General features: G+C 71.0%; 22 protein-coding genes and 3 pseudogenes. 10 read left to right on the top strand and 15 right to left on the bottom strand.

Annotated features, from left to right (window positions below):
- Window positions 1–99 precede the first annotated feature (99 nt).
- Entirely contained in the window at window positions 100–1,248 is a 1,149-nt protein-coding gene (locus tag AAG688_RS06375; RefSeq protein ID WP_411834525.1) for a glycosyltransferase family 4 protein, read from the top strand.
- Complete coding sequence (locus AAG688_RS06370) at window positions 1,226–1,774, top strand: phosphatase PAP2 family protein (protein WP_411834524.1); 549 nt, start codon at window positions 1,226–1,228, stop codon at window positions 1,772–1,774. The genes AAG688_RS06375 and AAG688_RS06370 overlap by 23 nt, the downstream gene beginning before the upstream one ends.
- A gap of 90 nt (window positions 1,775–1,864) precedes the next feature.
- Here AAG688_RS06370 and AAG688_RS06365 read toward each other — a convergent pair whose 3' ends face one another.
- The 7 genes and pseudogenes from AAG688_RS06365 to creB form a co-directional block, all read right to left on the bottom strand.
- The gene (locus AAG688_RS06365; RefSeq protein ID WP_411834523.1) at window positions 1,865–3,469 is read right to left on the bottom strand and encodes a M28 family metallopeptidase; all 1,605 of its coding nucleotides are present in this window, start codon (window positions 3,467–3,469) and stop codon (window positions 1,865–1,867) included.
- Between the two features lie 90 nt (window positions 3,470–3,559).
- Window positions 3,560–4,444 (bottom strand): carbon-nitrogen hydrolase family protein, encoded by an 885-nt coding sequence (locus AAG688_RS06360; RefSeq protein WP_411834522.1) that lies wholly within the window; start codon window positions 4,442–4,444, stop codon window positions 3,560–3,562.
- Window positions 4,441–5,051 (bottom strand): annotated as a pseudogene (locus tag AAG688_RS06355) (GNAT family N-acetyltransferase). Before AAG688_RS06355 ends, AAG688_RS06360 begins: the two are co-directional and overlap by 4 nt.
- 132 nt (window positions 5,052–5,183) lie before the next feature.
- Entirely contained in the window at window positions 5,184–5,744 is a 561-nt protein-coding gene (locus AAG688_RS06350) for a hypothetical protein (protein ID WP_411834521.1), read from the bottom strand.
- Window positions 5,741–7,093 carry a cell envelope integrity protein CreD gene (gene creD / locus AAG688_RS06345; RefSeq protein ID WP_411834951.1) on the bottom strand — a complete coding sequence of 451 codons (1,353 nt, stop codon included), beginning with the start codon at window positions 7,091–7,093 and terminating at the stop codon, window positions 5,741–5,743. The genes AAG688_RS06350 and creD overlap by 4 nt, the downstream gene beginning before the upstream one ends.
- Before the next feature lie 583 nt (window positions 7,094–7,676).
- On the bottom strand, window positions 7,677–9,125 hold the full coding sequence (gene creC, locus AAG688_RS06340) for a two-component system sensor histidine kinase CreC (RefSeq protein WP_411834520.1): 1,449 nt from the start codon (window positions 9,123–9,125) through the stop codon (window positions 7,677–7,679).
- Between the two features lie 10 nt (window positions 9,126–9,135).
- Complete coding sequence (gene creB / locus AAG688_RS06335) at window positions 9,136–9,840, bottom strand: two-component system response regulator CreB (RefSeq protein WP_411834519.1); 705 nt, start codon at window positions 9,838–9,840, stop codon at window positions 9,136–9,138.
- A 36-nt stretch (window positions 9,841–9,876) separates the two neighbouring features.
- On the opposite strand from creB, the gene AAG688_RS06330 reads away from it, so the two are divergent.
- Complete coding sequence (locus AAG688_RS06330) at window positions 9,877–10,734, top strand: 23S rRNA (adenine(2030)-N(6))-methyltransferase RlmJ (protein WP_411834518.1); 858 nt, start codon at window positions 9,877–9,879, stop codon at window positions 10,732–10,734.
- 131 nt (window positions 10,735–10,865) lie between these two features.
- Here the strand turns inward: AAG688_RS06330 and AAG688_RS06325 are convergent, their stop codons facing one another.
- Together AAG688_RS06325 and AAG688_RS06320 are read right to left on the bottom strand one after the other, a co-directional pair.
- Window positions 10,866–11,234, bottom strand: a complete 369-nt coding sequence (locus tag AAG688_RS06325) for an MmcQ/YjbR family DNA-binding protein (protein WP_411834517.1) — start codon at window positions 11,232–11,234, stop codon at window positions 10,866–10,868.
- Between the two features lies 1 nt (window position 11,235).
- A complete protein-coding gene (locus AAG688_RS06320) occupies window positions 11,236–12,153 on the bottom strand; it encodes a cation diffusion facilitator family transporter (protein WP_411834516.1) in 918 nt (305 codons plus the stop codon).
- Window positions 12,154–12,236: 83 nt separating this feature from the next.
- Between AAG688_RS06320 and AAG688_RS06315 the strand changes: the two genes are divergently transcribed.
- From AAG688_RS06315 to AAG688_RS06300, 4 genes and pseudogenes are all read left to right on the top strand, one after another.
- Entirely contained in the window at window positions 12,237–12,785 is a 549-nt protein-coding gene (locus AAG688_RS06315) for an N-acetyltransferase family protein (RefSeq protein ID WP_411834515.1), read from the top strand.
- Window positions 12,786–12,888: 103 nt separating this feature from the next.
- Window positions 12,889–14,160, top strand: a pseudogene (locus tag AAG688_RS06310) (transcription-repair coupling factor); the annotation flags it as partial.
- Window positions 14,161–14,277: 117 nt separating this feature from the next.
- Window positions 14,278–16,467 (top strand): annotated as a pseudogene (gene mfd, locus AAG688_RS06305) (transcription-repair coupling factor); the annotation flags it as partial.
- A 66-nt stretch (window positions 16,468–16,533) separates the two neighbouring features.
- Window positions 16,534–17,139, top strand: coding sequence for an HD-GYP domain-containing protein (locus AAG688_RS06300; protein ID WP_411834514.1), 606 nt, complete (start codon window positions 16,534–16,536; stop codon window positions 17,137–17,139).
- Between the two features lie 52 nt (window positions 17,140–17,191).
- Here AAG688_RS06300 and AAG688_RS06295 read toward each other — a convergent pair whose 3' ends face one another.
- Window positions 17,192–18,739, bottom strand: coding sequence for a phospholipase D family protein (locus tag AAG688_RS06295; protein ID WP_411834513.1), 1,548 nt, complete (start codon window positions 18,737–18,739; stop codon window positions 17,192–17,194).
- A gap of 137 nt (window positions 18,740–18,876) precedes the next feature.
- Here AAG688_RS06295 and AAG688_RS06290 point away from each other — a divergent pair, with 137 nt between their 5' ends.
- From AAG688_RS06290 to AAG688_RS06280, 3 genes are all read left to right on the top strand, one after another.
- Window positions 18,877–19,455 carry a SixA phosphatase family protein gene (locus tag AAG688_RS06290; protein WP_411834512.1) on the top strand — a complete coding sequence of 193 codons (579 nt, stop codon included), beginning with the start codon at window positions 18,877–18,879 and terminating at the stop codon, window positions 19,453–19,455.
- Between the two features lie 75 nt (window positions 19,456–19,530).
- Window positions 19,531–20,208, top strand: coding sequence for a deoxyribonuclease V (gene nfi / locus AAG688_RS06285; RefSeq protein WP_411834511.1), 678 nt, complete (start codon window positions 19,531–19,533; stop codon window positions 20,206–20,208).
- Between the two features lie 384 nt (window positions 20,209–20,592).
- On the top strand, window positions 20,593–21,459 hold the full coding sequence (locus AAG688_RS06280) for a pirin family protein (RefSeq protein ID WP_411834510.1): 867 nt from the start codon (window positions 20,593–20,595) through the stop codon (window positions 21,457–21,459).
- Window positions 21,460–21,523: 64 nt separating this feature from the next.
- Here the strand turns inward: AAG688_RS06280 and AAG688_RS06275 are convergent, their stop codons facing one another.
- The 5 genes from AAG688_RS06275 to AAG688_RS06255 all read right to left on the bottom strand — a co-directional run bounded on the left by AAG688_RS06275 (window position 21,524) and on the right by AAG688_RS06255 (window position 26,825).
- Complete coding sequence (locus AAG688_RS06275; RefSeq protein ID WP_411834509.1) at window positions 21,524–22,384, bottom strand: pirin family protein; 861 nt, start codon at window positions 22,382–22,384, stop codon at window positions 21,524–21,526.
- Window positions 22,385–22,483: 99 nt separating this feature from the next.
- Window positions 22,484–23,845: an NAD-dependent succinate-semialdehyde dehydrogenase gene (locus AAG688_RS06270; RefSeq protein ID WP_411834507.1), complete on the bottom strand. Its 1,362-nt coding sequence runs from the start codon at window positions 23,843–23,845 to the stop codon at window positions 22,484–22,486.
- 45 nt (window positions 23,846–23,890) lie between these two features.
- Window positions 23,891–24,766 (bottom strand): ABC transporter permease subunit, encoded by an 876-nt coding sequence (locus tag AAG688_RS06265; RefSeq protein ID WP_411834506.1) that lies wholly within the window; start codon window positions 24,764–24,766, stop codon window positions 23,891–23,893.
- Window positions 24,763–25,701, bottom strand: coding sequence for an ABC transporter permease subunit (locus AAG688_RS06260; protein ID WP_411834505.1), 939 nt, complete (start codon window positions 25,699–25,701; stop codon window positions 24,763–24,765). The genes AAG688_RS06265 and AAG688_RS06260 overlap by 4 nt, the downstream gene beginning before the upstream one ends.
- The gene (locus AAG688_RS06255) at window positions 25,698–26,825 is read right to left on the bottom strand and encodes an ABC transporter ATP-binding protein (RefSeq protein ID WP_411834503.1); all 1,128 of its coding nucleotides are present in this window, start codon (window positions 26,823–26,825) and stop codon (window positions 25,698–25,700) included. The genes AAG688_RS06260 and AAG688_RS06255 overlap by 4 nt, the downstream gene beginning before the upstream one ends.
- Between the last annotated feature and the right edge of the window lie 11 nt (window positions 26,826–26,836).

Below are 26,836 nucleotides of genomic sequence, written 5' to 3'. Positions count from 1 at the left end.
CCTGCCCCTTCGCAGAGCCGCGCCGTCACCGCGGCGTCATCCCGTTGCAACGCGGGCTTCATCGGCGGCGGCGAGCATGCGCGAAACGCGGAGCCACGCATGCGCTATGCCATCGTCACCGAGACCTATCCGCCGGAGATCAACGGCGTCGCGCTGACCGTGCAGAGGCTGGAACTGGGCCTGTGCGCACGCGGCCACCATGTCGAAGTTATCCGCCCGCGCCAGCCAGCCGACGCCGAGGCGGGCGATGGCGGAGGCATGCAGGTGCGCGGCGCGCGATTGCCGTTCTACGCGGGACTGAGGTTCGGGATGCCGGCCACGCGCAGGCTGTTGCGGCACTGGAAGGAACGGGTGCCGGATGCGATCTACGTGGCCACGGAAGGCCCGCTGGGGTGGTCGGCGCTGCGCGCGGCGCGGCGGCTGGGCATCCCGGTCGCTACCGGCTTCCACACCCGCTTCGACCATTACATGCGCGACTACGCGATGGCATGGCTGGAGCCGGTCGCATTGGGCTGGATGCGGCGCTTCCACAACCGGGCGCAGGCCACATTGGTGCCGACCCGCGAATTGGCCGATGAACTGCAACGCGCCGGCTTCCTGCGCGTGCAGCGGCTGGCGCGCGCGGTCGATATGCGGCAGTTCGCTCCGGCCTGCCGCAGCGCCGGTCTGCGCGCGCAATGGGGGCTGGGAGAAAGCGATCTGGCGGTGATCCACCTCGGCCGCATCGCCGCCGAGAAGAACCTGCCGCTGGCGGTGCGCGGCTTCCGCGCGCTGCAACGCGAACGGCCGGACGCGCGGATGGTGTGGATCGGCGACGGGCCGCAGCGCGCGGCGCTGGCGCGCGAGAATCCCGACTTCGTCTTCTGCGGCATGCAGCGCGGCGAGGACCTGGCCCGGCACGTGGCCAGCGGCGATCTGTTCCTGTTCCCCAGCCGCAGCGAGACCTTCGGCAACGTCACCCTGGAGGCGATGGCCAGCGGCGTGGCGACGGTCGCCTTCGGCTACGGCGCGGCGCGCGAGCACCTGCGCGACGGCGTGCATGGCGCGACGGTCGATGGCGACGACGCCTTCGTCAAGGCGGCGCGGGCGCTGGCGTGCGACGACGCGCGCCGGCGCGCGATGGGCGTCGCGGCGCACGCGGCCGTGCAGAGGTTGCAGCCTGCGCAGGTCGCCGCCGAGTTCGACGCCCTGCTGCAACGACTGGCCGAAGCCCGGAGGAACGACGATGCCGCACTCGCCCCTGCCTGAAATCGCCGGCCGCGACGCCGGCTGGTGCCTGCGCGCCAACCGCTGGGGCCACTGGCGCGCGGTGCGCGGCTTCTTCGCCGTCGTCAGCCGGCTCGGCGACGGCGTGTCCTGGTACGCGCTGATGGGCGCGCTGGTCGTGCTGGACGGCATCGACGGGCTGCGCGCCTCGCTGCACCTGGCCGCGACCGGCGCGATCGCGCTGGCGCTGTACAAGGGACTCAAGCGCTGGACGCGGCGGCCGCGGCCATTCGCGCACGACGCGCGCATCCGCGCGTGGGTGGCGCCGCTGGACGAGTTCAGCTTCCCATCGGGCCATACGCTGCACGCGGTCACCTTCACCCTGGTCGCGCTGGCGTACTACCCGTCGCTGGCGTGGGTGCTGGCGCCGTTCACGCTGTGCGTGGCGGCTTCGCGGGTGGTGCTGGGGTTGCACTATCCCAGCGACGTGCTGGCGGCCGCGGGGATCGGGACGGCGTTGGCTTCGGCGTCGTCGTGGGTGGTGCGGGAAGGCGGGTTGTTGTTCTAGCTTTGGCGGGTCGTGCGCGGAAAGCGCCCCCCCATCCGCCCTCCGGGCACCTTCCCCCGCTAGCGGGGGAAGGGACGGTCGGCGCGGCGATCAGTTCTCCAGCAGCGGCTTGCGCGGCAGCTTCTCCTCGCGCATCGCCGCGTGGTAGGCGAACGAGGCGATGATCGCCGCGGCCTGCTTCAGGTCCTCCGGCGCGGCGTGGTCGAAGGTGTCCAGGTCGCTGTGGTGGACGTTGCTGAAGTAGTCCAGCCGATCCTGCACGAACTGGAAGCCGGGCAGGCCGACGCGGTCGAACGGGATGTGGTCGGTGCTGCCGGTGTTGCGGCTGGTGACGATGGTCGCGCCGACGTCGTTGAACGGCTTCAGCCACGCCTCGAAGATCGGCATCGCCGCGTGGTTCTCCTGCGCGTAGATGCCGCGGATCCGGCCCGAGCCGTTGTCCATGTTGAAGTAGGCCGAGAAGCGGTCGTAGTCGCGCTTGCGCTGCAACGCGCCGGTGCGCTCGCGCAGCGTGGCCGGCAGTTTCTTCTGCTCGGGATCGGTCGGCTCCGGATAGGCGGCGAAATGCCTGGCGACATGTGCCGAGGAGCCGAGCAGGCCCTGCTCCTCACCGCTCCACAGGGCGACGCGGATGGTGCGCCTGGGCTTGGCGCCGACCGCCTTGAGGATGCGCATGGCCTCCATCATCACCGCCACGCCGGCGGCGTTGTCGGCCGCGCCGGTGCCGGCGTGCCAGGAGTCCAGGTGCGCGCCGATCATCACGATCTCGCCGGCCTTGGGGCCGCTGCCGGGAATCTCGGCCAGGGTGTTGTAGCCGGGGTCGTTGCCTTCGCTGGTGAAGCGGGCGGCGACGTCCACGCGCAGGCGCACCTTCTCCTTGCGCGCCAGCGCGCGCATCAGCGGGTTGTAGTGCTCGGCCGCCACCGCCAGTTCGGCCACGCCGACCGGCTCGCCCGGCTTGCGCGATCCGCCGCCGCCGACGCGGATGATGCCGTTGTCCCAGCCGCTGATGCTCAGCGCGGCCAGTGCGCCCTCTTCCTCCAGCAGGCGCAGGGTGGCCTGGGTCAGTTCCTGGCGGCCCTGGTATTCCTTGAGCCGTTTTGCGCGATCGGACGCGGTGTCCTTGGGCACGCTGAAGGCGAGTAGTTCGGTCAGGCCGGCATCGTTGTAGCGGTGGCTGTCGGCCTCGGTGCCGGGCTTGTACTCGCGCAGTTCGCTGAGCAGGACGATCTTGCCCTTCAGCTTGCCCTTGTACTTTTCCAGGTCGGCCTTGGTCCTGATCGAGACGGCGATGGCCTCGCCCTCGACCGGGCCCTGGGTGCCCGGCGTCCACGCCTTGGGCACGGCATGCAGCGGCATCGCGCGCGGCTCCAGCAACTGCACGCTGGCCGAGCTGAATTCCCAGCCGCGGCCGAAGTCCTCGAACGCCTCGTCATGGACGTTGGCCAGTCCCCATTCGCCGAACTTCTGCCGGGTCCATGCGTTGGCCTTCGCCATCGACGGCGAGTTGGTCAGGCGCGGCCCGATCTGCTCGGTCAGGTGGCCGAAGGTGGCCATCACCTGCGAGCGGTGGAAGGCTTCCTGGCGGATGCGCCCGACCATCTCCAGATCCACCGGTTCGGCGGCCTGCGCCGGCAGCGCCGCGATCGCGCCCGACAATCCCAGGCACAGCGCCAACAGATTCCCCTTCAACACACGCGTCTCCTCGCGGGCCGGCCCGCTCGTCCCCAAAGCGCCCGAGTCTAGCCGAAGGAAGGCGCCCTCCCCCCTTCCATTAGTCATGCTTCAGTCGAGGGCCTGCACCCGTGCGTGCCGCAGCGCCGGCTGCTGCTGCCCGGGCCAGTCGCGGTCGTTGGCGACCTGCGCATGCGCGCGGCTGGCCTCCAGCGCGGCGAAATCGAGATCGGCCAGCGCCCACACCTCGTCGCCAACGGTGCGCGCGAGCACGCCGTCGGCGGGGAAGCCGGCGTCCATCGGCGCGTAGATCGCCGCCTGCCCGGTATTGGCGTCCAGCGCCGGGCTCCACGGCGCCTGCCCGGCGGTGACCGCCTGGGCGACGAACACGCGGTTCTCCAGCGCGCGCGCCAGGCAGCCCACGCGCACGCGGGTCGCGCCGGCCTCGGTGTCGGTGCAACTGGGCACGATGAGCAGGCGCGCGCCGGCCTCGCACTGCGCGCGCACCGGCAGCGGGAACTCGCTGTCGTAGCAGATCGACACGCCGGCGCGCACGCCGTCGGCCTCGAACACCTTCAATGCGTCGCCGCCCTCGATGACGCCGACGGCCTTCTCGAAGCCGGTCAGTTGCAGCTTGTCCTGCCAGCCGTGCGCGCCTTGCGGGGTGAACCAGTAGCTGCGGTTGCGGTAGCGGCCGTGGCCGGCGTCGAGCAGGAAGGAGCCGGCCACCACGTGCATGCGCAGTTCGCGCGCCAGATCGCCGAACAGCGTCCGCCAGGCGTCGTGGCAGGCTTGCAGCGCCGCCAGCGAGGCATGCAGATCCGCGCGCACCGCCGGCGCGAAGGTGGCGCCCAGCTCCAGCGACAGGTATTCCGGCAGTACCGCAATGCGCGCGCCGCGCGCAGCCGCCTGCGCCAGCAGCCGCGCCTGTTTGGCGGCGAAGGCGGCGAAATCGGCCGGCGCCTCGACCGGATAGCGGACGACGGCGACCTTCACCGCGCCGACTCCAGCGGCCGCAGCCAGAACGTCAGCGCATGCGGGATCTCGCCGCGCCCGATTTCGTCCCACGGCAACTGCATGGTCATGCCCGGCGCGCGCGCGTAGCCGCGCTTGCCCCAGAACGCGTCGTTGGGCCGGTGGCCGGCGGCTGGCGCGGATCGCCGTCGTCGCGATCCACCGCGCAGAACGCGGTCCAGCCGAAGCGGCCGAGATCGCGCGCATGCGCCTCGCGCCGGTCGAAGAAGGCATGGCCGATGCCGCGCCCGCGCCACCGCGGCAGCAGCACCGACTCGCCGAAGTAGAACACCCGCTCGACCGGCAGGCCGCGCTCGCGGAACGGCTGCGAGAACGCCGGCGCGTCGTCGGCCAGCGGCAGCCCGGTCGATGCGCCGACCACCTCGCCCGCGCCGTCGCGCGCCAGCACGAACACGCTGTCCGGCGAGGCCGCGTAGGCGGCCAGGTAGTCGCGCTCGTACCCGAGATCGCCGGCGTACAGGTAGGGCCAGTCGCGGAACACGGCGATGCGCAGCCGCGCCACGTCGTCCAGGTGCGGCAGCAGCTGCGCGCCGCGCAGGGATTCGAGGGTGTGGGAGGGGCTCGCCATGCGGCTACTTTAATGGGTCCGGATCCCGGCGATGCGATCATCGTCGTCTTCTGCCCTCCGTCCCCCGGTTCAAGCTCGGGGCAGGCTCTTCGGGACGCCTTCCACTTGCGGGAGAAGGAACCGCAGTGCCGTTCAATCCCACCAGCTGTAGACGACCAGCCGGTGCCGCGGGATCACCACCAGCACGCCGTGGCGATCCTCGCGCACGGCGTAGTACGCGCCCGGGCCGCGCGCGGCGACCAGCCTGCCGTGCAGCTCCCGATCCACCCGCATGCACAGCAGGCCGTTCCACAGTCCCTTGTCGTCGATGCCGTCGCGCCAGGCCGAAGGCAGCGGCGAGGGCTGCCAGTGGTGGTAACGGACCGGGCCGCCCGCCGCCTGCGCGGAGCGTGCGGTCCGCGCATGCTCGAAGAAACCCAGCCGGCGCTGGCCGATGTCCTGCGCCGTCGCCTCGGACAGGCGCAGGATCACCGCCCCGCAGGACTGGCTGCGCAGCGGCAGTGCCGCCCACACGGTCTGCCAGAACTGCCCCGGCTCGCTGCCGAAGCGTTCCATGCCGGCGGTGCGCAGCTGCGGCGGCAGCAGGGACTGGGCGCGCTGGTAGACGTGGATGCGGTTAGCCATCCAGCACGCCCCGCCCAGCAGCGCCAGCAGCAGGCACGCCTTCCGCGCCCGCCCGCGCAGCGGGTTCACCGCAGCGAGGCGCCGAGTTCATACCAGTCCACCTTGCGCGTGATCCACATGATCGCGGCCAGGATGCCGAACAGCAGCAGCGAGCCCATCAGCAGCGCATTGTCCTCGGAGACCAGCAGGCCGTAGAGCACGCCGTACAGCGCGGTCAGCATCGCCGCGAAGCCGGCCGCGCGCAGCCGGCTGCGCAACACCCCGGACAGGTAGACGAACTGCAGGCCGATGCAGGCGCCGGCGGCCAACAGGTAGGCCGGCAGGAAGGCGATGTGCTCGGACAGGCTGAGCAGCAGCAGGAAGAAGATCGCCAGCGCCAGCCCGACCAGCAGGTATTGCAGCGGGTGGATCGGCAGCCGCTTGATCAGCTCGAACAGGGCGAAGCCGACGAAGGTCAGCACCACGAACAGCAGGCCGTACTTGCTGGCGCGATCGGCCTTGGTGTAGATGTCCACCGGATCGACCAGACTCACGCCGACGGTGTCGACACGCGGGACCGCGCTTTCGTAGGCACGCCCGGCGTCGCCGTCGGCGATCTCGCGCCCGTCCTGCAACTGCGCCTGCACGTTGCTGGCCAGCGAGGAGATCTCCCAGTCGGCGGTGAAGCCGTCGCTGCGCAACTGGCTGCGCGGCGAATAGCCCTCGAACCTCGGGTGCGGCCAGGCCGAGGCCAGGTGGATGCGGTTGTCGTCGGCCAGCGGCGCCACCGCCAGCGACTGCGTGCCCTTGAGCACGAAGTCCATCGCCACCTCGTTGCCGGCCACGCGCTCGCCGGCGATCGCCGGCAGCGGCGCGTGCATGCCGCTGAAGCGCTTGGCCAGCGCACCGGTGCCGGCCAGCAACTGCAGCGGGCGGCCGTCTGCGCGCAGCACCGGCATGCCGACCAGGCCGCGCACGTCGGACATGCCGAAGGCCAGGTACGGGGTGCCGTACTCGCGCTCGACGTTGGCCGGCACGGCGGGCAGCGCCGGTTCGAAGGCGGCGCGCAGCTTGCCGTGCCATTCGTACACGCCCACGCGGTACAGGCCGACCTTCAGCGCGCGCGGCTGCATGTCGCCCTCCACCACCAGCGTGCGCGGCATTTGCAGGAACTGGCCACGGGTGCGCTCGATGCGGTGCTGGACCGCGCCCTTGTCGTCGGTGTACTCGACCCGACGGGTGTCGGTCCACGGCACCACCCGCATCGGCCCGATGAAGGTCTGCGCGCCGGCGCTGTTCTGCGCCACCCGCGCGACCGCCTGACCGCGGTAGGCCTGGCGTTCATGGACCACGCCGCGGATCATCATCAGCGGGATCAGCAGCAACAGCACCAGCCCGCCGACGGTGAGGAAGCGCAACAGCAGTCGTATCGATTTCATCTTCATGCCCCGGTTGGAAACGCGGACATGGTGGGCGCGGCCGGTGGCGCGGGATTGAGGGCTGTTTGAAGTCTGTGTGAAGTCCGGGGCGGCGGAGGCCAGGACGTGTAGGGCCGAGCTTGCTCGGCTGCGCCGGGCCGAAGCGAAGGGCAGCGGAGCAAGCTCCGCTCTACATGCAAGCAGAGCGTCGGGCACCGGGGCGTGTAGAGCCGAGCTTGTTCGGCTGCGCCGGGACCGGAAGCGAAGGGCAGCGGAGCAAGCTCCGCTCTACATGCAAGCAGAGCGTCGGGCACCGGGGGTTGTAGAGCCGAGCTTGCTCGGCTGCGCCGGGTCGGAAGCGAAGGGCAGCGGAGCGAGCTCCGCTCTACATGCAAGCAGAGCGTCGGGCGTCGGGGCGTGTAGAGCCGAGCTTGCTCGGCTGCGCCGGAACCGGAAGCGAAGGGCAGCGGAGCGAGCTCCGCTCTACATGCAAGCAGAGCGTCGGGCGCCGGGGCGTGTAGAGCCGAGCTTGCTCGGCTGCGTCGGGTCCGGACGCGAAGAGCAGCGGAGCGAGCTCCGCTCCACGCGAAACAGTGCGTTCCCTCTACCGGGCGTCGGCGGCGGGCAGTTCCAGCACGGACTCGGCGCCGCCTTCCGGATGGTTGCGCAACGCGGCGGTGCCGCCGTGCAGCCGGGCGACCTCGCGCACGAACGGCAGTCCCAGGCCGGAGCTGCGCTGGCCGGTGGCCGGGCGCGCCAGCGAGTAGAAGCGCTCGAACACCCGCTCGCCCGCGTAGTCCGGCACGCCGGGACCACGATCGCGCACCGACAGGCGGATCCGGTCCTGCAAGGTCGCGGCCGCCAGCACGATCTCCGAATCCGGCGGCGCGAACGCCAGCGCGTTGTCCAGCAGGTTGGACAGCGCCTGCCGCAGCAGGAACGGGTCGCCCTCCACCGCCAGCGGCGCCGGCGCGCACTCGACCCGCAGCCGCAGCCGCGCGGCCTGCAATCTCGGCGCCGTCTCCTCGTCCAGCCGGGCCAGCAGCGCGGCCACGTCGATGCGCTCGCGCCGTTGCAGCCAGCCGTGCTGCTCGACCTCGGCCAGCGCCAGCAGCTTGTCGATGGTCTCGGTCAGGCGCTGCTCCTGCGCCTGAATGTTGCGGGCGAAACGCTGGCGCTCGTCCTCCGGCAGCGGCTCCTGCAACAACTCGGCCGCGCCGCGGATGGCCGCCAGCGGGCTCTTCATCTCGTGGGTCAGCGACTGCACGTACTGCTCGACGTAGGCCTTGCCTTCCAGCTTGCGGCGCATCGTCTCCAGCGCGCGGCCGAGATCGCCGATCTCGTCGCGGCGCGGCTTCGGCGGCGGCACCGGCTCGCCGGCGCTGACCGCCTGCGCGTAGCGGTTGAGCCCGCGCAGGCCGCGCACCAGCCACCAAGTCATCACCACGCCGATCAGCGCCGACAGCCCGATCAGCCAGCCGCCGCGGCGCAGGATGTTGCGCTGGCTGGCGACGATGAAAGGCTCGAAGGCATGGTTGGGCTGGGCCAGCGTCAGCACGCCGATCAGCCGGCGCTCGTCGTCCGGATCGCGGATCGGCGCGGCCACGTGCATCACCGTGCGGGTGGCGTCGTCCGGCGTCTCCGGGCTGGAGCGCGCGCCGTACTCGCCGCGCAGGGTGCGGTAGACGTCGTTCCAGCGCGAGTTGTCGCGGCCGACGTCGCGGCCTTCCGAATCGTAGACGACGATGCCGCGCGCGTCGGTGATGGTGACGCGGTAGTCGATGCTGCGCTTGGGGAACTGCCAGATGTGCGCCTCCAGTTCGCGCCGGCTGGCCGTGCGCAGGTGGCGGACGAAGCCGCCCTCGGCGATGCGGCCGCGCTTCATGTCCTCGGCCGCCATCACCGCCAGCACGTTGGCCGCGTCGACCAGGGTCGATTCCATCGCCTGGCGCACGCCCGGCTTGACCTCGTTGACGAACACGCGCATCACGAAGAACGCCGCCAGCCCGACGATCAGGAAGAACCCCAGGAACAGCCGCAGCCCGATCCGCATCGCCGCGCCTTCAGGGCTCGAACGCGTAGCCGAGCCCGCGGTGGGTGCGGATCGGGTCGCGCGGCACGCCGGCCGCGCGCAGCTTGTGGCGCAGCGTCTTGATGTGGGTGTCGACGGTGCGGTCGGCGCTGTCGGCGTCGCTGTCCCAGCCGCGGTCCATCAGCTGCGCGCGGCTGAGGATGGCGCCCGGGCGCTGCAACAGCGCGGCCAGCAGGGCGTACTCGTAACGGGTCAGGTCCAGCGCCTGCCCGCGATAGCGGACGCGGTGGCCCTCGCGGTCCAGTTCGAAGCCGCCCGGCCGCGCCTCGGTTGCCACGGCCGCCGGCGACGGCACGGCCAGCGCCGGCGCGCGCCGCAGCCGCGCGCGCACCCGCGCGACCAGCTCGCGTGGCGAGAACGGCTTGGCCATGTAGTCGTCGGCGCCCAGTTCCAGCCCCAGCACGCGGTCGATCTCGTCGTTGCGCGCGGTCAGGAACACCACCGGCACCTGCGAGAACGCGCGCAGTTCCCGGCACACGTCGAAGCCGCTGGCGTCGGGCAGGCCCACGTCCAGCACCACCAGGTCGACGCCGCCAGCGCGCACCCGCGGGACCACCTCGCGCGCCAGCGCGCAGTGCTCGGCGGCGAAGCCCTCGCTGCGCAGCGCGTAGAGCACGGTATCGGCGATGGCGGCCTCGTCTTCGGCGAGCAGGATGTGCGGCATGCCGCGCAGCATAGCGGCAGCGGGCGCGCTGCGACTATGCTGCGCGGCATGAACTACCGCCACGCCTTCCATGCCGGCAACCACGCCGACGTCCTCAAGCACGTCGCGCTGCTGGCGATCATCGACGCGCTCGCCCGCAAGGAGGCGCCGTTCTTCGTGCTGGACACCCACGCCGGGCGCGGGCGCTACCTGCTCGGCGGCAAGGAGAGCCAGCGCACCGGCGAGGCGCAGGGCGGCATCTCGCGGCTGCTCGGGCAGGCGCAGCCGGTGCCGCCGGCGGTCGAGCGCTACCTGCGCGCGGTCGAGGCGGTCAACCCGGTCGGCGCGCTGATCGCCTACCCCGGCTCGCCGCTGCTCGCCGCGCAGGCGATGCGCCAGCAGGACCGGTTGGCCGCCTGCGAACTGCAGCCGGAAGAGGCGGCGGCGCTGAAGGAGGTCTTCGCCCACGACGGGCGCGTGGCCGTGCACGCGCGCGACGGCTACGAGGCGATGCACGCGATGCTGCCGCCGCGCATCGGCGCGGTGAAGTACGCGCGCGGGCTGGTGCTGATCGACCCGCCGTACGAGGCGCAGGACGCCGAGTACCCGCGCATCGTCGCCGCGCTGCGCGATGCGCTGTCGAAGTGGCCCACCGCGACCTATGCGGTGTGGTACCCGATCAAGCAGCGGCGCAGCCTGCTGCCGTTCTTCCGCAAGGTGGCCGCGCTGCCCGCCAAGTCGGCGCTGCTGGCCGAACTGCAGGTGCGCCCGGACGATTCGCCGCTGCGCCTCAACGGCAGCGGCATGCTGATCCTCAACCCGCCCTGGCAGCTGGATGCGGCGCTGGCGCCCGCCCTGCCCGCGCTGCGGCAGTCGCTGGGCGAGGCCGGCGGCTCGACGCGGCTGGAGTGGTTGAAGCAGGAATAGCGCGGGTTCGGAGGGTTTTGCGCAGGCGTTCGCGCTTGCGGCAAGGGGGAGCCCGAAGCGCCCTCACCCCAGCCCTCTCCCGCAAGCGGGAGAGGGGGCACTCCCTGAAAGATACAGGGGAACCTGCGACGTCAACCGGCGAGTTCGCGCTGGGTCTTCTTCGGCAATCGGGCCAGGATCAGCTCGTAGGCACGGCGCAGCAGCGCCTGCAATTCCGCGCGCGCCAGCGCAGAAGGATCGTCGAGCTTGACCCAGTGCGCGCGCGCCAGGTAAGGCGCCGGGACGAAGCCGGGACGATCGGTCAGTTCCAGGAAGCGCGCGTCCTCGACCTTGAAGCTCAGGCTGCCCTTGCCTGCGCCGTCCAGGCAATGGACGCAGAACATCTTGCCGGCGACGAGGAAGCACAGGTCGTTGCCCCACTTCACGTCGGTGCCCACGCCGGGCCAGCCCTCCATCCAGCCGCGCAGCGTCTTCTCGTCCACTTTCGGCCTGGCGGGCATGTCAGCGCAGCTCCTTGGGCAGGTCGGGCTCGAAGAAGGTCCAGCGCACCACCGGCCAGGCGGCCTTCAGTTCGTCCTCGACCCGGTTGACGTCGTCCAGCAGCGCGCGCACGGTGGGCGCCTCGCGCATCTGCGCCTGCACCGACACCACCACGTCGTTGCCCTGCTGCAGGGTGATGACGTGGATGAGGTGCACGACCTCGGGACGCGCGCGCAGCCAGTCCAGCAGTTGCGCCTCCAGCTCCGGATCCACGCTCTGGCCGATCAGCATCGCCTTGACCTCGACCGCCACCAGCACCGCGATGACGATCAGCAGCGCGCCGATCATGATGGTGCCGATGGCGTCCCACAGCGGGTCGCCGGTGATCACCGTGGCCAGCACCGCCGCCAGCGCGAACACCAGGCCCAGCAGCGCGGCCAGGTCCTCGCCGAAGATCACCACCAGCTCGGCCTGCCGGCTTTCGCGGAACCAGCGCCACAGCGAGCGCCCGCCGCGCGACTTGTCCACCTCCTGCAAACAGGCGCGCATCGAGACCGACTCGGCGGCGATGGCGAATACCAGCACCCCGACCGCCCACCACCACTGTTGCAGCGGTTCGGGGTTGTGCAGCTTGTGGATGCCCTCGTACAGCGAGAACATGCCGCCGATGCTGAACAGCATCACCGCCACCAGGAACGACCAGAAGTAGATCGCGCGCCCGTAGCCGAGCGGATGCTCGGCGCTGGCCGGCCGCCGCGCCTGCCGCAGCCCGAGCAGCAGCAGCAACTGGTTGCCGCAGTCGGCCAGCGAGTGGACCGTCTCGGCCAGCATCGCGCCGGAACCGGTCACGAAGGCCGCCACGCCCTTGGCCGCGGCGATGGCCAGGTTGGCCCCCAGCGCGAAGAGGATTGCACGCGTAGAATCGCCGTTGCCCGCCATCTGGAATCTCCCGTCCGATGCCGCGATTCTAAGGGCGGCGGGCGAACGGCCGCGCCCCGCACCGGAGACTGGATCGACGCCCGATGACCCGACCCAAACGACTGCCCCCCTGGCACGAGCACTTCCGCCTTCCCAGCGGCCGCGAACTGCTGATCCGCCCGATCCGGCCGGAGGACGCCGGGCCGATCCAGGGCGCGTTCGGCCTGCTGGGGCCGGAGGAAGTGCGCCAGCGCTTCCTCTACGACCTGCGCGAGCTGACCCCGGAGATGGCCCAGCGCCTGTGCCAGCCGGATCCGCAGACCGAGTTCGCGCTGGTCGCGGCCGAGCCGCTGCCGCCGGGCGAGGCGCTGGTCGGCGCGGTCGCGCGCGCGACCATCGTGCCGCGCTCGCGCCAGGCCGAATTCGCCATCCTGGTCAGCCACTTCATCGCCGGCCAGGGGCTGGGCCGCCACCTGATGCGGCGGCTGGTCAAGTGGTCGCGCTCGAAGAAGCTCGATGGCCTGTACGGCGACGTGCTGGACAGCAACGAGCCGATGCTGCAGCTGGCCCGCTCGCTGGGCTTCGCGCAGCGCCCGCAGGCCGGCGCGCCCGGGCTGGTGCGGGTGGTGCTGGATCTCAACGGCGAGCCCTGAACCGGCGCCGTTCGGCACGCCCGCGCGGGTATGCGCCACGCCGGCGCATACCCGGCCGCGCGGTCACGGCCGGGGAATGCGCATCCCGTAAAATGCGCGGTCCATGACGTATTCCTATCCGGCCCCGCCGCTGCCCAAACGCGGCCAGACACGCGCCTGGTGGCGCGCCCCCGCCTCCCCGACCGCGCTGGCCTGGTTCCTGGCCCGCGCCGCCGCCGCGCACGACGGCCCGTTGCTGGCCATCGCCCGCGACAACCACGGCGCGCACCAGCTGGAAGCCGACCTGCACACCCTGCTGGGCGCGCACGCCGACCTGCCGGTGGTGCCGTTCCCGGACTGGGAAACCCTGCCCTACGACCAGTTCAGCCCGCACCCGGACCTCGTCTCGCAGCGCCTGGCCGCGCTGCGCACGCTGCCCACGCTGAGGCGCGGCATCGTCGTCGTGCCAGTGCAGACGCTGATGCAGCGGCTGCCGCCGCGCAGCCACATCGACGGCAACAGCTTCGACTACCGCACCGGCCAGAAGCTCGACTTCGACCAGGAGAAGCGCCGGCTGGAAGCGGCCAGCTACCGGCACGTGCCGCAGGTGATGGACCCGGGCGATTTCGCCGTGCGCGGCGGCCTGCTCGACGTCTACCCGATGGGCGCCGAGGCGCCGCTGCGCATCGAGCTGCTGGACGAGGAGATCGACTCCATCCGCGCCTTCGACCCGGAGACGCAGCGCTCGCTGGACCGGATCGAGGCGGTGCGGATGCTGCCCGGCCGCGAGGTGCCGCTGGACGAGGCCGCCACCGCCCGCGCGATGGACCTGCTGCGCGAGCGCTTCGACGTCGATACCCGGCGCAGCGCGCTGTACCAGGACCTGAAGTCGGGGCTGGCCCCGGCCGGCGTGGAGTACTACCTGCCGCTGTTCTTCGCGCAGACCGCCACGCTGTTCGACTACCTCGGCGAGGACGTGCTGCCGCTGCTGGCCGACGGCGCGGCGGAGGCGGCCGAGGCGTTCTGGGCGCAGACCGGCAACCGCTACGAGCAGCGCCGCCACGACATCGAGCGCCCGCTGTTGCCGCCGGAGGAGCTGTACCTGCCGCCGGACGCGCTGCGCGAGCGGCTCAACCGGCAGCCGCGCATCGAGGTCTGCGGCGAAGGCCACCCGCGCCGCGACGAGGCCCAGCCGCTGGGCGAACAGCCGTTGCCGCCATTGCCGATCGCCGCGCGCGACGCGCCGGCGGGCGAGGCGCTGAAATCGTTCCTGGGCCACTACCCCGGCCGCGTGCTGATCGCCGCCGATTCGCCGGGCCGGCGCGAGGCGCTGCTGGAGGTGTTGCAGGCGGCGGAGTTGAAGCCGGAGGTACTCCCCAGCCCGGACGCATTCTTCCCTTCTCCCCCCGGGAGAAGGTGGCGCGAAGCGCCGGATGAGGGTCCGGCGAAGACTTCGACGACGGAACCATCGCGCACGTCCCGCACCCTCTCCCCAGCCCCTCTCCCAGAGGGAGAGGGGCTTGCGCGGTTCGCCATCGCCGTCGCCCCGCTGGAGGACGGCTTCGCCCTGGACGACCCGCGCATCGCGGTGCTGACCGAGCGCCAGCTGTTCCCCGAGCGCGCCACCCAGCCGCACCGCCGCCGCCGCACCGGCCGCGAGCCGGAGGCGATCATCCGCGACCTCGGCGAACTGAGCGAAGGCGCGCCGATCGTCCACGAGGATCACGGCGTCGGCCGCTACCGCGGGCTGGTGGTGCTGCAGGCCGGCGGCACGCCCGGCGAGTACCTGGAAATCGAATACGCCAAGGGCGACCGCCTGTACGTGCCGGTCGCGCAGCTGCACCTCATCAGCCGCTACTCCGGCGCGTCGGTGGAGACCGCGCCACTGCATTCGCTGGGCGGCGAGGCGTGGACCAAGGCGAAGAAGAAGGCCGCCGAGAAGGTCCGCGACGTGGCCGCCGAACTGCTGGAGATCCAGGCGCGCCGGCAGGCCCGCGCCGGCCTGGCGCTGGCGCTGGACCGGCCGATGTACGAGCCGTTCGCCGCCGGCTTCCCGTTCGAGGAGACGCCGGACCAGCACCACGCCATCGAGTCGGTGCTGCGCGACCTGCAATCCAGCCAGCCGATGGATCGCGTGGTCTGCGGCGACGTCGGCTTCGGCAAGACCGAGGTCGCCGTGCGCGCCGCCTTCGCCGCGGCCAGCGCCGGCAAGCAGGTCGCCGTGCTGGTGCCGACCACGCTGCTGGCCGAGCAGCACTACCGCAACTTCCGCGACCGCTTCGCCGACTGGCCGCTGAAGGTGGAGGTGCTGTCGCGCTTCAAGACCGCCAAGGAGATCAAGGCCGAGCTGGAGAAGCTGGCCGAAGGCAGGATCGACGTCATCGTCGGCACCCACCGGCTGCTGCAGCCGGACGTCAAGTTCAAGGACCTGGGCCTGGTCATCGTCGACGAGGAGCAGCGCTTCGGCGTGCGCCAGAAGGAGGCGCTGAAGGCACTGCGCGCCAACGTGCACCTGCTGACCCTGACCGCCACGCCGATCCCGCGCACGCTCAACATGGCGATGGCCGGCCTGCGCGACCTGTCGATCATCGCCACGCCGCCGGCCAACCGCATGGCGGTGCAGACCTTCGTCACCCCGTGGGACGCGGCGATGCTGAAGGAAGCCTTCCAGCGCGAGCTGTCGCGCGGCGGCCAGGTGTACTTCCTGCACAACGACGTCGAGAGCATCGGCCGCATGCAGCGCGACCTGCAGGAACTGGTGCCGGAGGCGCGCATCGGCATCGCCCACGGGCAGATGCCCGAGCGCGAGCTGGAACAGGTGATGCTGGATTTCCAGAAGCAGCGCTTCAACGTGCTGCTGTGCACGACCATCATCGAGTCGGGCATCGACATCCCCAACGCCAACACCATCGTGATCAACCGCGCCGACAAGTTCGGCCTGGCCCAGCTGCACCAGTTGCGCGGCCGCGTAGGCCGCTCGCACCACCGCAGCTACGCCTACCTGGTGGTGCCGGACAAGCGCAGCATCACCGCCGACGCGCAGCGCCGGCTGGAGGCGATCGCCTCGATGGACGAACTCGGCGCCGGCTTCACCCTGGCCACCCACGACTTGGAGATCCGCGGCGCCGGCGAACTGCTCGGCGAGGACCAGAGCGGGCAGATGGCCGAGATCGGCTTCAGCCTGTACACCGAGCTGCTGGAGCGCGCGGTGCGCAGCATCCGGCAGGGCAAGCTGCCGGATCTGGACGCCGGCCAGGAGGCGCGCGGCGCGGAAGTCGAGCTGCACGTGCCGGCGCTGATCCCGGAGGACTACCTGCCCGACGTGCACACGCGCCTGACCCTGTACAAGCGCATCAGCAACGCGCGCGACGCCGAGGAACTGCGCGAGCTGCAGGTGGAGATGATCGATCGCTTCGGCCTGCTGCCGGATCCGGCCCGGCACCTGTTCGCCGCCGCCGAGCTCAAGCTCGTGGCCAGCGAACTGGGCATCCGCAAGCTGGAACTGGGCGAGAACGGCGGCCGCATCGTGTTCGAGAGCAAGCCGAACATCGACCCGATGGCGGTGATCCAACTCATCCAGAAGCAGTCGCGCATCTACACGATGGACGGCCCGGACAAGCTGCGCATCAGGCTGCCGCTGCCGGAGCCGGCGGATCGCTTCAACGCCGCCAAGGGTTTGCTGATTGCGTTGAAAAGCGGCTGACCCCGGCACGGCACGCGCGCATGGATTAGGATGCGCGCATTGCCCCGGCCCGCGAGGACTGTGCGCTTGCTGCCCCATCTCCAGGCCACCGCCGAGGAACTGAGCTGCTCGGTGCACTCGCTCGCCGTGGCGATGGACGAGCGCGACCTCCACACCCGCCACCACTGCGACCGCACCAGCCTAATCGCGCAGGCGCTGGGCCGCCGCTGCGGGATCGACCGCACCGGGCTGGTGCAACTGGGCCTGGCCGCGGCCTTCCACGACGTCGGCAAGATCGGCATCCCGGATCGCATCCTGTATTCGCCCCGCCGGCTGGAGGGCGAGGAATGGGAGATGATGCGCAGCCACTCCGAGCGCGGCGAGCGCATCTTCGCCGAGAGCGGGCATCCGTACGCCGGCGAGGTGGCGCGGCTGATCCGCCTGCACCACGAATCGGTGGACGGCAGCGGCTACCCCGACGGACTGAAGGGCGAGGCAATCCCGCTCGGCGCGCGCATCCTCGCCATCGTCGACGGCTACGACGCGATGACCAGCCATCGCCCCTACCAGCAGGCGCGCACCCACGAGGAGGCGATGCGGGTGCTGTTCCTGGAACGCGGGCGCAAGGTGGACGTGCACCTGTTCGACGAGTTCGAGCGGATGATGCGCGCGGGCGGCTTGCGGGCGCAGTGAGCGACTGCCGTCCAGTATCCGGGTAGAGCGGAGCCTGCTCCGCTGTCACGGACTACAGCTGCGACTCCAGCGGCAACCATCCCAGCCCCCATACCGTCGCCCGCAGCCAGGCGCTGGTCTCCGGCTCGTGTTCCCAGTCGCGCGGCGGCTCGCCGGTCTCGTCGCGCCAGACCAGCGCGTCCCCGCGCAGCGACAGCCGGTAGCTGTGCCGCGGCGAGACCTTCTCCTCGTAGCGCGCCAGTAGTTCGCGCGCGGCGGCCGCATCGCGGAACAGCACGCCCATCTCGGTATTGAGGTTGACCGAGCGCGGATCCAGGTTGAACGATCCGATGAAGCCGGCATGCCCGTCGACGACGAAGGCCTTGGTGTGCAGGCTGGCCCCGCTGGATCCGAACAGGCTGCTGTCGCGCGCGCCGCGCGGCGTCAGCTCGTGCAGTTCGACGCCCGCCTCCAGCAGCGGCCTGCGGTACGGCGCATAGCCGCTGTGCACGGCCATCACGTCGGTGGCGGCCAGCGAATTGGTCAGCACGCCGATCTCCACTCCGCGCGCGCGCTGGCGGCGCAGCCAGTCCACGCCCTGCCGGCCCGGCACGAAGTAGGGCGAGATCACCTTCAGCTCGTCCTGCGCCTGCCCCATCGCCTCGATCAGCGGGCGCACCAGCCAGCGCTCGCGGCCCTCGTCCTTCATCTTGACCGCCGGATCGGAGATCACCTCCACCTGCTCGGGCCAGTGCAGCGGCCGCTTTCCCGCCAGGAACGCGCGCACGTCCGGCGATTCGGCCAGCCGCTGCCGGTACGGATGATCGCGCAGCAATTCCTCGGCGACCGCCATCGCCCGGCGCAGTTCCGGCAGCGCCGCGGGGTCGGGCTTCTTCAGCGCGGCCAGCGGGATGGCCGAGGGGCTGTTCCAGAACTCATCGAAGATCGCCTCGGTCTGCTGCACCGCCGGCCCGACCACGATGGCGTCCAGGTCGAGGAAATTGGTCTCGGCGGCGGCGTCGAAATACTCGTCGCCGATGTTGCGCCCGCCGACCACCGCGATGCGGCCATCGGCGATCCACGCCTTGTTGTGCATGCGCCGGTTGAGGCTGAAGCCGCGCAGCAGCATCTCCACGCCGCGGCCGAGGGTGCCGGCGCGGTTGCGGGTCGGGTTGAACATCCGGATCTCGACGTTGGGATGCGCTTCCAGCGCCGCCAGCGGCGAATCCCCGCCCTGCGCGTTGAGATCGTCCAGCAGCAGGCGCACGCGCACGCCGCGGTCGGCCGCGCGCAGCAGTTCGTAGTCGAGCAGGTGGCCGGTGAAATCGTCGTGCCAGAGGTAGTACTGCAGGTCCAGGCTGCGCCCGGCCATCCGCGCGGTGATCGCGCGCACGGCGAACGCGTCGAGGTTGTCCGACAACAGGGCCAGCCCGCTGCGCTGCGGATGGGCCTCGGTCAGCGGGACGATGGCGCGATCCAGCGCTCCGCCCTCCTGCAGCGGCAGCGCATCGGCCGGCCCCTGCGCGCGCTCGGCGAAGCGGCCGTAGCTGTACAGCGACAGCAGGCTGGCCGCCATGAAGGCGACGAGGGCGATTGCCAGCAGGCGCAGCTTGCGGGCCATGCGGTGCTCCGGTGGCGGTTGCGCCGATTCTAGCGACATGCGTGCCACGACTTGCGCAACGCGCGGCGGCTGGCGCACATTGCCGCAACGGCGCGGGCACGGTGGCGAGGGACAGGCAGGTGATTCATCCTACAGCGATGGCTATCTCCCCTACTGCCCCCCCTGTTTCCGCATCGAGCCGCCTGTTCAGGACCGGCGTGCTGGCCTGCCTGCTGACACTGCTGGCATCGCTGGCCGGCTGCGCCAGCGCACCGCCGGCCGCCGACGCGCCGCTGGCCTTCGTGATCGTGCGCCATGCCGAGAAGGCGACCAACGATCCGCACGATCCCGACCTTGATGCCGCCGGCCATGCGCGGGCGCGGGCGCTGGCCGGGGAACTGCGCGCCGAACCGCTGGCCGCGGTCTACGCCACCGAGTACCGGCGCACGCGGCAGACCGCCGGACCGGTCGCCGCGCGGCACCGGCTGCCGGTGCAGGCCTACTACGCCCGGGCCACCGCCGCGCAGAACACCGCGCATTGGCGGCAGCGCCACCGCCACGGCACCGTGCTGGTGGTCGGCCACAGCAATACCGTGCCGGACCTGGTCGCCGCGCTGTGCGGTTGCACGACGCCGGCGATGAGCGACGAGGAATACGACCGGCTGACCTTCGTGCGCTTCGACGCGCAGGGCCAGGCGCAGGTGGAGACGCGCCGTTACGGCGCACCGCGGCACTGAGGCGCGGGATGCCGGAACACGCCGGCGGCGACCGCCTTGTCGCCGCCTGCACCTGCCGCACGCTAGGCTCGGCGCATGAACGATACCTTCCCCGGCTGGAACGGCAGCATCGAGGACGCGCGCCGCCTGCAGGCCGAGCTCGCCCGCCAGGTCTCGCTGCGCGATGATTTTCCCGCCGACCCGCGGGTGCTGGGCGGGTTCGACGTCGGCTTCGAGGACGAGGGCGAAACCGTGCGCGCGGCCGGCGTGCTGCTGGACGCGGCCACGCTGCAACCCGTCGCGCAGACCGTGGCGCGCCTGCCGACGACGATGCCGTACGTGCCGGGCCTGCTCAGCTTTCGCGAACTGCCGGCGCTGCTGAACGCGCTGGCGCAGTTGCCGCAGCCGCCGGACCTGGTCTTCGTCGACGGACAGGGCATCGCCCATCCGCGCCGGCTCGGCATCGCCGCGCATTTCGGCGTCGCCACTGGCCTGCCCTGCGTCGGCGTGGCCAAGAAACCGCTGTGCGGCCGCCACGATCCGCCCGGTCCCGAGTCCGGCGACCACGCGCCGCTGCTGCATCGCGGCGAGCAGATCGGCTGGGCGCTGCGCAGCAAGCGCCGCTGCAATCCGCTGATCGTCTCGCCGGGCCACCGCGTGGGCATGGACAGCTCGCTGGCGCTGGTGCTGCGCTACCTGCGCGGCTACCGCCTGCCCGAACCGACCCGGCTGGCCGACCGGCTGGCTTCACGGCGCGACGAGCGCAGGGGTTGAAGGCGCATTCGTACTGTAGCGTCGAGCTTGCTCGACGGCTTTTGCCCACCGGCGGCGGCAGCGGAGCAAGCTCCGCTCTACAGGACGAGGTCGCGCGGAACCTCGGTGTAGCGTCGAGCTTGCTCGACGGCTTTTGCTCCACCGGCGCCGGCAGCGGAGCAAGCTCCGCTCTACAGGGCGAGGTCGCGCGGCGCGGAACCTCGGTGTAGCGTCAAACTTGCTCAACGGTTTTGCCCCACCGGCGCCGGCAGCGGGGCAAGCTCCGCTCTACAAGACGGGCCGCACCCGCCGGCAAGGGTGTGCAACCTTCCGTTGCGCCCGTGTCACCGTCGTCATCGCCTGGCTGTGCAATGCTGGCGCTCCCGATGCCAGCGAGGAAGCCGCATGACCGCCCTCATCAAGCCGCGCGAACACGATCTCGGCGACGGTTTCGTCGTGCGTCGCGCCGTGCCCAGCCTGCAGGCGCGCAGCGTGGGGCCATTCGTGTTCGTCGACCACATGGGGCCGACGGTGTTCGAGCCGGGCGTCGGGCTGGACGTGCGGCCGCACCCGCACATCGGCCTGGCGACGGTGACCTTCCTGTGGTCCGGCGCGATCAACCATCGCGACACGCTGGGCTCGCAGCAGGTGATCCGCCCGGGCGACGTCAACTGGATGACCGCCGGCCGCGGCATCGCCCATTCCGAGCGCACGCCGCCGCCCGAACGCGAGCGGGAAAGCCCGCTGCACGGCATGCAGACCTGGGTGGCGCTGCCGCGGCCCGACGAGGAGACCGCGCCGGCGTTCCACCACCATCCGGCGGCGACGCTGCCGCAGCAGCGCCGCGGCGGCGCCTGGCTGCGCGTGATCGCCGGCCGCGGCTTCGGCGAGGAATCGCCGGTGCGGGTGTTCGCCGACACCTTCAACGTCGCCGTCGACCTGCAGGCCGACGCGGAACTGGTCATCGACGACACCCACGCCGAGCGCGCGTTCTACGTGCTGGAAGGACAGGCCCAGGCCGATGGCGCCGACATTCCCGAGAAGCACCTGATCGTGTTCGACCGCGGCACCCGCCCGGTGCTGCGCGCCAGGACGCCGGTGCGCGGCATGCTGTTCGGCGGCGAGCCGCTGGATGCGCCGCGCCACCTGTGGTGGAACTTCGTCTCCAGTTCGAAGGAGCGCATCGAGCAGGCCAGGCAGGACTGGCGGGAAGGCCGCTTCGGCACCATCCCCGGCGACGACGAGGAATTCATTCCGTTGCCGGAGCGGTGACCCGCGCGAGCGGTTTGCCAGCATAGAGCCGAGCTTGTTCGGCTCTACACGTGCGATCGCTCGTTCAGAACCGCCCTTCCTGGTAGTCGACGAACGCCTGCATCAATTCCTGCCGGGTGTTCATCACGAACGGGCCGTGCCGCATCACCGGCTCGCGCAGCGGCCGGCCGGCGACCAGCAGCAGCCGCGCGGGTGCCTCGCCGGCACTCAGGATGAGTATCTCGCCGCCACCCAGGATGGCCAGTTCCTGCGCTTCCAGCGCACGCGCATCGTCGCCCTCGCCCACCGCCAGCACGCCCTCGAAGGCATAGAGGAAGGCGTTGTGGCCAGCCGGCAGCGCATGGCGCCACTTCGCACCCGCCTGCAGGGCGATGTCCAGGTAGATCGGATCGGTGGCCGGCTGCGAGATCGGCCCGGCCACCTCGCCGACCGCGCCGGCGATCACCTTCACCTCGACGCCGGCGGCGGGCGTGGCGACCGGGATGCGGTCCGGCGCGAATTCCTGGTACTTCGGCGCGCTCATCTTCTCGCGCGCCGGCAGGTTGACCCACAGCTGGAAGCCGCGCATGCGGCCGGACTCCTGCTCGGGCATTTCCGAATGGATCAGGCCGCGGCCGGCGGTCATCCACTGCACCGCACCCGGCGTCAGCAGACCCTCGTTGCCGTGGTTGTCGCGGTGGCGCATGCGCCCGTCGAGCATGTAGGTCACCGTCTCGAAGCCGCGGTGCGGATGCTCGGGGAAGCCGGCCAGGTAGTCCTCCGGCCGATCGGTGCCGAACTCGTCCAGCAGCAGGAACGGATCCAGGTCCGGCAGGTCCGGCCCGCCGATGACGCGGGTCAGGCGCACGCCGGCGCCGTCGGAAGCGGCGCGCCCGCGAACCTTGCGCAGGATGCGGGCGGGAACGGAAGCAGGGGCGGTATTCATGGCGGCTCTCGCATGGGAAGACCCCCGAGATGATGGCGGCGCCGGCGCGGCGGAATGGCCGGCGGCGCAACGATCCGTTGCAGCCGCCGGCGGCTGGCTTCAGGCCACGTAGACCGACTTGATGTTGGTGAACTCGTGGATGCCGTGGCCGGCCAGTTCGCGGCCGTAGCCCGATCGCTTGATGCCGCCGAACGGCAGCCGCACGTCGCTGCGCACGATCGCGTTGACGAAGGCCACGCCGCAGCGCAGCCGCCGCGCCACCCGCTCGCCGCGCGCGGCGTCGCGCGTCCACACGCTGCCGCCCAGGCCGAAGGTGGTGTCGTTGGCCACGCGCACCGCCTCGTCCTCGTCGCGCACGCGCAGGATCGCCGCGACCGGGCCGAACAGTTCCTCCTCGTAGGCCGGCATGCCCGGCGCGACGCCGTCGAGGATCGAGGCCGGATAGCCGGCATGGGAGGCGTCGGGCTCGCAGCCCAGCAGCGCGCGGGCGCCCTGGTCGATGCTGGCGCGCACCTGCCGGTGCAGTTCGTCGCGCAGGTCCTGCCGCGCCATCGGCGCCAGCGTGGTGGCCTCGTGCTGCGGATCACCCAGGCGCAGCTTCGCCGCGGCCTCGACGAAGCGCTCGACGAAGGCATCGGCGATCGCCTCGACGACGACGAAGCGCTTGGCTGCGATGCAGGTCTGGCCGGCGTTGGCGAAGCGCGCGGCGACCGCCTGCCGCACGGTCAGGTCGAGGTCGGCGTCCTCCAGCACGACGAAGGCGTCGCTGCCGCCCAGCTCCATCACGCACTTCTTCAACTGATCGCCGGCGTTGGCGGCGATGGAACGGCCGGCGCGCTCGCTGCCGGTCAGGGTGACCGCGGCGATGCGGGCGTCGCGGATGACGTCCGCCGCCTGCTCGTTGTCGATGTGCAGCACGCCGAACACGCCCTCGGGCAGGCCCGCGGCCCGCAGCACCAGCGCGATGGCGTCGGCGCAGCGCGGCACGTTGCTGGCGTGCTTGAGCACGGCGACGTTGCCGGCCATCAGCGCCGGCGCGAGGAAGCGGAACACCTGCCAGATCGGGAAGTTCCACGGCATCACCGCCAGCACGCAACCCAGCGGCTCGTAGCGCACGTAGCTGCGGCTGGCGTCGGTTTCGACGATCTCCTCGCGCAGGTAGCCGGCGGCATGATCGGCGTAGTAGTCGCAGGCGCCGGCGCACTTCTCGATCTCGGCCAGCGCCTCCTTGCCCAGCTTGCCCATCTCGGCGGTCATGATGCGCTGGAGGTCGCCCCGGCGCGCGCGCAGCTGATGGCCGATGGCGCGCAGCAGGGCGCCGCGCTCTTCCAGCGGCGTCGCCGCCCAGCGTTCCGCCGCGTCGCCGGCGGCGGCCAGCACCGCTTCGATGGCGGCGGCGTCCATCAGTTCATGGCGGTATTCGCTCTGGCCGGTATGGGGATTGATGGTTTCGACGGTCATGGCGGCGGTTTCGTTGTGCGTCGGGGAATTCTGCGGCGGGCGGCGTTACGGAGTCGTGGCGGGCTTTCCGGCTTCTTCCTGGCCCCCCTCCTGCAGCGCCATCTGCATGTCACGCTGCCGCCGCTTCTCCTCGCGTGTCATCAGCCACCAGCCGATCAGCGCGGCGATCGCCACCGCCAGGATCATCAGCGTGGCCAGCGCGTTGATCTTCGGGCTCAGGCCCAGCCGCACCGACGAGAACACCTTCATCGGCAGCGTGGTCGAGCTGGGGCCGGCGACGAAGCTGGCGATCACCACGTCGTCCAGCGACAGGGTGAAGGCCAGCAGCCAGCCGGACACCAGCGCCGGGGCGATGATCGGCAGGGTGATCAGGAAGAACACCTTGACTCGGTTGGCGCCCAGGTCCATCGCCGCCTCCTCCAGCGAGCGGTCCAGTTCCTGCAGGCGCGAGGACACCACGACGGTGACGAAGGCCAGGGTGAAGGTGACGTGGGCGATCCAGATGGCGACGATGCCCTTGGGCGTCATGTCCAGCGCCTGCCCCATCGACACGAACAGCAGCAGCAGCGACAGGCCGATGATTACCTCGGGCATCACCAGCGGCGCGGTGATCAGCGCGCCGAACAGGGTCTTGCCGGGGAAGCGCCGCATCCGCGTCATCGCCAGCGCCGCCAGCGTGCCCAGCACCACCGCCGCGGTCGCGCTCCAGAACGCGACCTTGATGCTGATCCACGCCGCGTCCAGCATCTGCCGGTCGCGGAACAGCTCGCCGTACCACTTGAACGAGAAGCCCGACCACACCGTCGCCAGCCGCGACTCGTTGAACGAGTACGCCATCAGCAGCAGCACCGGCAGGTACAGGAAGGCGAATCCCAGGCCGAGGATGACCCAGGTGGACCCGCGCCTGCGGAGCGCGCTCACGTCAGCCTCCCTTCCAACTCGCGCTGCTGCACCCGGTTGAAGATGACGATGGGGATCAGCAGCAGGATCAGCATCACGATGGCCACCGCCGATGCCGCCGGCCAGTCGCGGTTGTTGAAGAACTCGCCCCACAGCACGCGGCCGATCATCAGCGTGTCCGGCCCGCCGAGCAGTTCGGGGATGACGAACTCGCCCACCGCCGGGATCATCACCAGCATGCAGCCGGCGATGATGCCGGCGCGCGACAGCGGCACGGTGATGCGGAAGAACGCCTGCCACGGCCGCGCGCCCAGGTCGTAGGCGGCCTCCAGCAGGCGCGGGTCGTGCTTGACCAGGTTGGTGTACAGCGGCAGCACCATGAACGGCAGGTAGCAGTAGACGATGCCGATGTAGGCGGCCAGCGGCGTGTAGAGGATCTGGCGGCCGTCGATCAGGCCCAGCCATTGCAGCAGGTCGATGACGCCGGTCTTCTCCAGCAGCACGCCCACCGGCCCGCTGCTCTTGAGGATGCCGACCCAGGCGTAGACGCGCAGCAGGAACGAGATCCACGACGGCAGCACCACCAGCATCATCGCCACGTTGCGCGTGGCCGCCGGCAGCCGCGCGATCGCGTAGGCGATGGGATAGCCGATCAGCAGCGCCAGCAGCGTCGAGACGGCGGCGATCTTGATCGAGCTCAGGTAGGCCTGCACGTACTGCGAGTCGGTGAACAGCGCGACGTAGTTGCCCAGGTTGAGCTTCATTGTCAGCGCGCTGTCCACGTACTCCATGATCGGCGTGTACGGCGGCATCGCGATGGCCAGCCGCGAGAACGAGATCTTCAGCACGATCAGGAACGGGATCGCGAAGAACACCAGCAGCCACAGGTACGGCACTGAGATCACCGCCCAGCGCGGGTGCGGCAGCAGCTTGCGCAGGAACCGGCTCGCGTTCATGAGGTCAGCACCACGCCGTCGTTGTCGCCCCACCACACCCAGACCTCGTCGTTCCAGGTCATGCCCTCGCTGGCCCAGCGCTGCACGTTGGCGAAGTTGGCCATGAACTTGTAGCCGCCCGGCAGGCGCACGTGGTAGACCGAGTGGCTGCCGAAATAGGCGATGTCCTCGATCACGCCCCGGGCCTTGTTGAACGGCTGCGCGGGCTCGGCCTTGCCGATGCCGAGCTTCTCCGGGCGCACCGCGAACGCCACTTCCTGGCCCTCGAAGCCGGACACGCCGTGGCCGATGTGGATCGGCACCGGCAGCTGCGGGCTGCGGATGGTCACGTAGTCGGCCTCGTCCTCCTCGATCACGCCTTCGATCAGGTTGACCGAACCGATGAACCCGGCGGCGAAGCGGCTGGTCGGCTGCTCGTAGATCTCGTCGGGGGTGCCGACCTGGCGGATCCAGCCTTGGTCCATCAGCGCGATGCGGGTGGCCATCGTCATCGCCTCCTCCTGGTCGTGGGTGACCATCACGCAGGTCACGCCGGACTTTTCGATGATGTTGACCAGCTCGAGCTGCATCTGCGAGCGCAGCTTCTTGTCCAGCGCGCCCATCGGCTCGTCCAGCAGCAGCAGCTTGGGCCCCTTGGCCAGCGAGCGCGCCAGCGCCACGCGCTGCTGCTGGCCGCCGGAGAGCTGGTGCGGCTTGCGCTTGGCCAGCTTGCCCAGCTGCACCAGCGCCAGCATCTCCTCCACCCGCCGCTTGATGGCGTCCTTGGCCAGGCCGTCCTGCTTCAGGCCGAAGGCGATGTTCTGCTCCACCGTCATGTGCGGGAACAGCGCGTAGGACTGGAACATCATGTTGAGCGGGCGCTCGTACGGCGGCAGGTCGTTGAGCAGTTGGCCGTCGAGCCAGATCTTGCCGGTGGTCGGCTTCTCGAAGCCGGCCAGGCAGCGCAGCAGCGTGGACTTGCCGCTGCCCGAGCCGCCCAGCAGGGCGAAGATCTCGCCCTTGCGGATATTCAGGTTGGTGTCGTCGACGGCGACGAAGCCGTCGAACTCCTTGCGCACGTCGACGATGCGCAGGTAGTCCTCGTCCGCGCCGCCTTCCCTGCCGCTGTTCTGCCCGTTGACCATGCGCATCCCCT

This window comes from Pseudoxanthomonas mexicana, assembly GCF_046736355.1.
Classification (GTDB): domain Bacteria; phylum Pseudomonadota; class Gammaproteobacteria; order Xanthomonadales; family Xanthomonadaceae; genus Pseudoxanthomonas_A; species Pseudoxanthomonas_A mexicana_B.
The sequence above is the reverse complement of the archived record's forward strand: the minus strand, read 5'-3'. Positions and strand labels throughout refer to the sequence as shown.

Coding starts and splice junctions, on each gene's coding strand:
- AAG688_RS06270 (WP_411834507.1), bottom strand. CDS start 23,845: ATGACCGTCGAAACCATCAATCCCCATACCGGCCAGAGCGAATACCGC.
- creC (WP_411834520.1), bottom strand. CDS start 9,125: ATGCGGATCGGGCTGCGGCTGTTCCTGGGGTTCTTCCTGATCGTCGGG.
- AAG688_RS06375 (WP_411834525.1), top strand. CDS start 100: ATGCGCTATGCCATCGTCACCGAGACCTATCCGCCGGAGATCAACGGC.
- AAG688_RS06320 (WP_411834516.1), bottom strand. CDS start 12,153: ATGGCGGGCAACGGCGATTCTACGCGTGCAATCCTCTTCGCGCTGGGG.
- creB (WP_411834519.1), bottom strand. CDS start 9,840: ATGCTGCGCGGCATGCCGCACATCCTGCTCGCCGAAGACGAGGCCGCC.
- AAG688_RS06290 (WP_411834512.1), top strand. CDS start 18,877: ATGGCTATCTCCCCTACTGCCCCCCCTGTTTCCGCATCGAGCCGCCTG.
- AAG688_RS06315 (WP_411834515.1), top strand. CDS start 12,237: ATGACCCGACCCAAACGACTGCCCCCCTGGCACGAGCACTTCCGCCTT.
- nfi (WP_411834511.1), top strand. CDS start 19,531: ATGAACGATACCTTCCCCGGCTGGAACGGCAGCATCGAGGACGCGCGC.
- AAG688_RS06255 (WP_411834503.1), bottom strand. CDS start 26,825: ATGGTCAACGGGCAGAACAGCGGCAGGGAAGGCGGCGCGGACGAGGAC.
- AAG688_RS06295 (WP_411834513.1), bottom strand. CDS start 18,739: ATGGCCCGCAAGCTGCGCCTGCTGGCAATCGCCCTCGTCGCCTTCATG.
- AAG688_RS06275 (WP_411834509.1), bottom strand. CDS start 22,384: ATGAATACCGCCCCTGCTTCCGTTCCCGCCCGCATCCTGCGCAAGGTT.
- AAG688_RS06280 (WP_411834510.1), top strand. CDS start 20,593: ATGACCGCCCTCATCAAGCCGCGCGAACACGATCTCGGCGACGGTTTC.
- AAG688_RS06330 (WP_411834518.1), top strand. CDS start 9,877: ATGAACTACCGCCACGCCTTCCATGCCGGCAACCACGCCGACGTCCTC.
- AAG688_RS06325 (WP_411834517.1), bottom strand. CDS start 11,234: ATGCCCGCCAGGCCGAAAGTGGACGAGAAGACGCTGCGCGGCTGGATG.
- AAG688_RS06370 (WP_411834524.1), top strand. CDS start 1,226: ATGCCGCACTCGCCCCTGCCTGAAATCGCCGGCCGCGACGCCGGCTGG.
- creD (WP_411834951.1), bottom strand. CDS start 7,093: ATGAAATCGATACGACTGCTGTTGCGCTTCCTCACCGTCGGCGGGCTG.
- AAG688_RS06260 (WP_411834505.1), bottom strand. CDS start 25,701: ATGAACGCGAGCCGGTTCCTGCGCAAGCTGCTGCCGCACCCGCGCTGG.